The sequence below is a fragment of the Chamaesiphon sp. genome (assembly GCF_041738855.1).
Classification (GTDB): Bacteria; Cyanobacteriota; Cyanobacteriia; order Cyanobacteriales; family Chamaesiphonaceae; genus Chamaesiphon.
Genome location: NZ_JBGSPA010000202.1, coordinates 1 through 4,939 on the forward strand (window position 1 = coordinate 1; position 4,939 = coordinate 4,939).

A 4,939-nucleotide genomic window follows, 5' to 3' on the forward strand; every position below is an offset into this window, starting at 1 on the left:
TTTTGTAACATTAGTAAATTGGCTAAAGCACCATGAGTACTGCAATCGACAACTTCACCAGTCAACTTCATGACAATTTAGAAGCAGTTGAAGAACGGGCGAAATCGCTCAATAAAAGTATCAAATCTGCTGCGAAAAAAAACCAAGCTGAGATTCAATCGAAACTCGATGAAGCCAAAGCCAGCCTAGCCGCGAAGAAACAAGAATTTGATGACTACCGAGCCAAGCTCAAAATGCAATTTGAGGAAAAAGAAGCTGAGGTGCAATCGAGTGTCGATGAGTGGAAAGCGAGTCGTGAGGTTAAGAAACTCGAACATCGGGCGGAAAAAGCTGAGGACTATGCGGCTACATCTGTTTACTTAGCACTGGCAATGATGGAAGAAGCAGAAGAGGCTACCTTAGCAGCAATTTGCAACCGCATGGATGCCGACGCTGCTAATGGGAATTCCAATAAACATTCTTAGCAACGATTGGGTAACTAATTTCAATATTTAATTCACGATCTGAGGACATTAAAACATGACATATTCACATACAATTGTCGCGCATTTCCCCTCCCATACCGAAGCCGAAACAGTAGTACGGGAGCTGCAACGACAAGGCTTCGATATGCAGAAGCTATCAATTGTCGGTAAAGACTACCAAACATCCGAACATGTACAGGGATTTCTAAGCTGGAAAGATACTGCCAAAGCCGGAGCCGCAGGTGGTGGTTATTGGGGTAGCTTCGTTGGTGGTTTGTTTGGGATTTTAGCTGGTGCTGGTGTAATCTTTATTCCTGGTATGACTCCGTTAGTCATTGCTGGCCCGATTACTGGCGTATTGGCGGGGTGGCTGGAAGGCATATTGGTGGGGGGTACTGGGGCTGCGGCGATCGGTGGTTTAGCAGGTGCTTTGGGCGGTTTGGGGATTCCCAAGAATGAGGTGCTCAAGTATGAAACCAAAATCCAAGCAGGTGAATTCATCATCTTGGTAACAGGTACGAATGAAGATGTCACCCAAGCCAAGCAGATGCTCGACAAAATCAGTCATGGGATCGGTATGTCGGTAGCAGCATAGGAAATGAGGTAGGGGCAATGTCTTGATTTGCCCCTACCGAATTGCCCAATCGAACAGAAATTGAAACGTAAGGAAAACTCCAAATGCAGATTCAAACTTCAAATTGACGAATGATGTGTTGCGGACGAATGAATCGCAAGTCTGGTTTATCGCCGAACACTTGGTGGATACGCCGTTAGTTCGGAGCTAAATTTCCATCGAACCCATCACACCAACAGGAGAACGAACATGGCAAGAATCATAGCTGAAGGCAAGACTTTTGATGTTGACGAAGGTACTAACCTGCGCGAAGCTCTGTTAGCACAAGATATCGATCTCTACAACGCAGGCGCAAAAATCTTCAACTGTCGCGGACATGGCACCTGCGGTACTTGTTTAGTGCAAGTTGAGGGATCTGTTTCCGTACCGACTGAAGCAGAAACGAAACGGACGATTTTTCATCCGCATTCGATTCACCCAGAACGGCGGCTGGCTTGCCAGACTGAGGTGCTAGGCGATCTGCGCGTGACCAAATTTGATGGCTATTTTGGGGATGGGGAAGAGTTTATCTGGACACCAGGCGGAATGCTAGCAGCCCCAGCGTTGACGTAGCCTCGTAGGTGCAATTGATGAATTGCGCCTACTGAATTTTAAATAACAACAAATAAACAAATAACATGCAAACTATTACCAAAAAAACTGACGCAACACTGAAAAGCGATACGACGGAAATCCATAAAACTGTGAATCACAAACGGACAAAATGACATGAATAATACAATTGAAAAAACCGATCTGGAACTAAAAGATGATGTACTTGCCGAACTCAAATACGAGCCAATTGTCAAAGTTACAGACATCGGTGTTTTAGTCAAAAACGGCACGGTGACACTCAATGGTTACGTCAGTAGCTATGTTGAGAAATTGGAAGCTGTACAGGCGGTGAAGCGGATTGCGGGCGTAAAAGCGATCGCTGATGACATCGAGATCCAGCTACCAGCATCCTACCACCGTACCGATGGAGACATCGCCACCGCCGCTACCAATCAAATTAATTGGGCGACCTTAATTCCACCAGGAACCGTTCGAGTCACCGTCCGTGAAGGTTTGATTACTTTAGAAGGCGAAGTCGAGGGGTGGTACCAAAAGAACGTTGCGGCAAACGTTGTGCGGCACCTGTTGGGTGTAAAGGGAGTATCTAATCGACTCTCCCTCGCCCCGCCACCCAAGATGAACATCGAACCCACAGTAAAGCCAGTGGAAGTCGAAAGAGCGATTAAATCGGCGTTCAAACGCAGTGCTGTAGTGGATGCTAACAAGATCCGCGTCGAGACGAATGGTGGCAATGTGGAACTCTTTGGCAACGTGCGGAACTTGGCGGAGCGAGAAGAAGCCGAACGCGCGGCTTGGGCTGCGCCAGGGGTATTTTCTGTGGACAATCAACTCACAGTAAAGTGGTTTGAGTTTTCACAATAAGGATAGCGGATTAAATAACTTATAGCTTTTATGCGATCGCTCGAAGTGCGGGGCAATTCATGAATTGCCCCTACCCAAAGAAGAATTGTAAGTTATTTAGTTCTTATTTCTAGGTAGATTAATACCATCATCTATCAAATAGATAATGGTATTAATCTAGATGGTGGGCAGATATTCGCGTTGTGTAAGTTTCCTCCGTGATGCGCGAATCAAGACACTGCCCACCCTATAAATCTGCTGCCGATCGAAATAAAATGAGCAATCCTAACAACTCTAAGTAAATACTTCGATCGTTTGACAGCTACTGTTTTAGGAGAAAATTAATGAATAGTTTATCTGTTGAGAGCAACTTTTTCATTCAATCTTTTGCAAACAAATACAAGGTATTGAAATCGAAAATGCCAAACAATTACTGGTCGATATACACTTAGTCTACCTTGCACAGCAGGCAATCATCTCCGATCTGACTTCGCAAGAGACATTCAACGATCTGAACTAGCTAGATAATTACGAATACATCAATAACAACAGAAATTATATGTTAAATAAAATCGAACTAACTAAAACTGTACCTCAAGAACGCTGGAGTGAATTCTTTGACCAGTTTTCAGACGGCAATCGGGGACGACATATTTCAATTGAAATCATCAATTCCGAACTCGGTGACGAAGAATTAATTCAGAATGCACCGTTGATGGCGATGGTTTACGATCGTCCTGGCAAGGGCAACGATTTGGTAATTGAAGTGGGTAAAGATGAAGTCACCTACGCTCACACTGTCGATGCACCTACTGAAGTCTTAACGGGACAAAGCGAAAGCGGTCGGATGTTAGCGGTGTGGATTAGTGATGCTGCTGGGACAAAAACATTAGTTAAGTTGCAACCAGTCGAACCATAGAAATTAATTCCGATCGACACAATTAGTAATTGAATAGGTGAACTAATGATTTCCACAAATACTACCTTAGATCTAGTCCTGCCAGTTGGCACTCGCGACCATAGCCAAGGAATGCTTACGGCTCCGATTGTCTTAGTTGAATATATCGATTATCAATGCCCCTATTGCGCTCAAGCTGTGAGTATCGTCCGAGAGCTTCAATACGAGCTTGGCGATCGATTATGTTATGTGGTTCGGCATTTTCCACTCGTCGATTTGCACTTACAAGCCATGAGATCGGCAGAAGCGGCAGAGGCAGCAGCAGCGCAAAATCAGTTTTGGCAGATGCACTATTCCTTGTTTGAGTTTCCATCTGCTTTGAGTGAGACAAATATATTCGATTACGCCCGTAAGTTGGGATTAGATAGCGATTTATTCGATCGCGATCTCAACAATCAACATCACTTTCGCCACATCGAGGAGGATATCAAAACGGGGATAGAAAGTGGTGTGGAGAGCACGCCGACATTTTTTATTAATGGGATTCGTCACGTTGGAAATTGGGATACGGGTACGTTATTAAATGTGATGCCGCATTGGGGCAGCTATGCCAACGAGCACTACTAATTCGATCGATCGTAGTTCGCGAGCCAAAAACTATGCTGCTCCCTAATCATTGGAAGATAAATCGTGAAAGTTAATGCACCTAAAACTAAGAAAATTACACTTGTTAGTTCTAGCTGGTTAATTCCGCTGGCGATTGTAACGAAACGCCGCGCTCTCAGTTTAAAGAATTCAGTTTCTTAGATTTCACGACCTAAATTAAGATCGCGCACAGGAGTCAATATGTCTGAGATTCAAAACAAAGTGGTTATCATCACCGGAGCCAGTAGTGGACTGGGCGCAGCAACCGCCGAGCGACTGGCTGCTAGTGGAGCCAAACTGATGCTGGCAGCCCGCCGAGAAGATCGACTCAAAGAAATGGTTGCGGCGATCTCTAAATCGGGATGGACGGCAACCTACTTAGTCACTGATGTGACAGATCTTGCCCAGGTGGAAGCCTTAGCAAAGGAAACTGTGAGTACTTACGGTCGGATCGACGTACTCATCAATAGTGCTGGCGTGATGCCGCTTTCTCCCCTCGACAAAGTAAAGGTGAAGGAGTGGGATCGGACGATCGATGTCAACATTAAGGGCGTTCTCTATGGAATTGCTGCCGTATTGCCGATTATGCGTCAGCAAAAGTCCGGTCATATTATTAATCTATCATCAGTGGCTGGACATCAGGTATATCCGGGATCGGTAGTCTACTGTGCGACTAAGTTTGCAGTGCGAGCGATTTCTGAAGGGTTGCGATTAGAGTCAAACAGTGAAATTCGCTCGACGAATATCTCACCAGGCCCCGTTGCAACTGAGTTGACTAATTGTATTACTCACATCTTGCACCAGTTTAAATATACTATTGCTCCTTATGAATCCAGAGTACCCACAAGGGGCACCCCTACAGGTTAATTGTGTAGGGGTGCCTCTGTCTTGTCGTGTTTTTAT

Annotated in this window: 7 protein-coding genes and 1 pseudogene; all 8 read left to right on the forward strand. The window is 45.1% G+C overall.

The genetic code is table 11. The features are described 5' to 3' along the window. Window positions 1–32 precede the first annotated feature (32 nt). Window positions 33–464 carry a hypothetical protein gene (locus tag ACEW9I_RS21885; RefSeq protein WP_373542440.1) on the forward strand — a complete coding sequence of 144 codons (432 nt, stop codon included), beginning with the start codon at window positions 33–35 and terminating at the stop codon, window positions 462–464. A gap of 55 nt (window positions 465–519) precedes the next feature. Beyond that, the gene (locus tag ACEW9I_RS21890) at window positions 520–1,059 is read left to right on the forward strand and encodes a general stress protein (RefSeq protein WP_373542441.1); all 540 of its coding nucleotides are present in this window, start codon (window positions 520–522) and stop codon (window positions 1,057–1,059) included. A 103-nt stretch (window positions 1,060–1,162) separates the two neighbouring features. Then, window positions 1,163–1,249 (forward strand): annotated as a pseudogene (locus ACEW9I_RS21895) (DNA starvation/stationary phase protection protein); the annotation flags it as partial. Window positions 1,250–1,287: 38 nt separating this feature from the next. Next, window positions 1,288–1,650: a 2Fe-2S iron-sulfur cluster-binding protein gene (locus ACEW9I_RS21900; protein ID WP_373542442.1), complete on the forward strand. Its 363-nt coding sequence runs from the start codon at window positions 1,288–1,290 to the stop codon at window positions 1,648–1,650. Window positions 1,651–1,806: 156 nt separating this feature from the next. After that, window positions 1,807–2,514 carry a BON domain-containing protein gene (locus ACEW9I_RS21905; protein WP_373542443.1) on the forward strand — a complete coding sequence of 236 codons (708 nt, stop codon included), beginning with the start codon at window positions 1,807–1,809 and terminating at the stop codon, window positions 2,512–2,514. A 538-nt stretch (window positions 2,515–3,052) separates the two neighbouring features. Next, window positions 3,053–3,412, forward strand: coding sequence for a DUF5335 family protein (locus ACEW9I_RS21910; protein WP_373542444.1), 360 nt, complete (start codon window positions 3,053–3,055; stop codon window positions 3,410–3,412). 45 nt (window positions 3,413–3,457) lie between these two features. Then, a complete protein-coding gene (locus ACEW9I_RS21915) occupies window positions 3,458–4,018 on the forward strand; it encodes a DsbA family protein (RefSeq protein WP_373542445.1) in 561 nt (186 codons plus the stop codon). A gap of 219 nt (window positions 4,019–4,237) precedes the next feature. Continuing rightward, window positions 4,238–4,903 carry an SDR family oxidoreductase gene (locus ACEW9I_RS21920; protein WP_373542446.1) on the forward strand — a complete coding sequence of 222 codons (666 nt, stop codon included), beginning with the start codon at window positions 4,238–4,240 and terminating at the stop codon, window positions 4,901–4,903. Window positions 4,904–4,939 lie beyond the last annotated feature (36 nt).